This window comes from Comamonas sp. C24C, from assembly GCF_053345995.1.
This window is the reverse complement of the sequence record NZ_JBKFBC010000026.1, coordinates 1,881-2,283: the sequence shown is the minus strand read 5'-3', so window position 1 is coordinate 2,283 and position 403 is coordinate 1,881. Positions and strand designations below refer to the sequence as shown.

Genomic DNA, 403 nt, shown 5'->3' with positions numbered 1-403 from the left:
AAAATGTTGCTGGCGGCACGGTGCACAAACCTTGGTTTGCGCTTTCCACCAGCAACGCTGATTTCGACTCTATGAATTTTTAAAGAACAGCCAATTGATCGACGTTTCGATCAATACAAAAGCAGTCTTTGCAAGACTGCTTTTGTATTGGGAAGCCTTCGATTATAGCACCATTAGCGCTATCATTTTTGGTGGAGGATGACGGGATCGAACCGACGACCCCCTGCTTGCAAAGCAGGTGCTCTCCCAGCTGAGCTAATCCCCCGAGATCCTCGAACCAGATATTGGAATCTTGGTGGGTCTAGTTGGGTTCGAACCAACGACCCCTGCGTTATCAACACAGTGCTCTAACCAGCTGAGCTACAGACCCATTCCATGCAGCCCGCTGTCACTCAGCAGGCCA

The 403-nt window shown here is 49.9% G+C and carries 3 tRNA genes (1 of these 3 running past the window's edge); all 3 read right to left on the bottom strand.

The annotated features are described in order from the left end of the window. Positions 1-189 precede the first annotated feature (189 nt). A tRNA-Ala gene (locus tag ACLBXN_RS24495) sits at positions 190-265 on the bottom strand. Between the two features lie 28 nt (positions 266-293). Next, a tRNA-Ile gene (locus ACLBXN_RS24490) sits at positions 294-370 on the bottom strand. Positions 371-386: 16 nt separating this feature from the next. Further along, a tRNA-Ile gene (locus tag ACLBXN_RS24485) sits at positions 387-403 on the bottom strand; it runs 87 nt beyond the window's last position.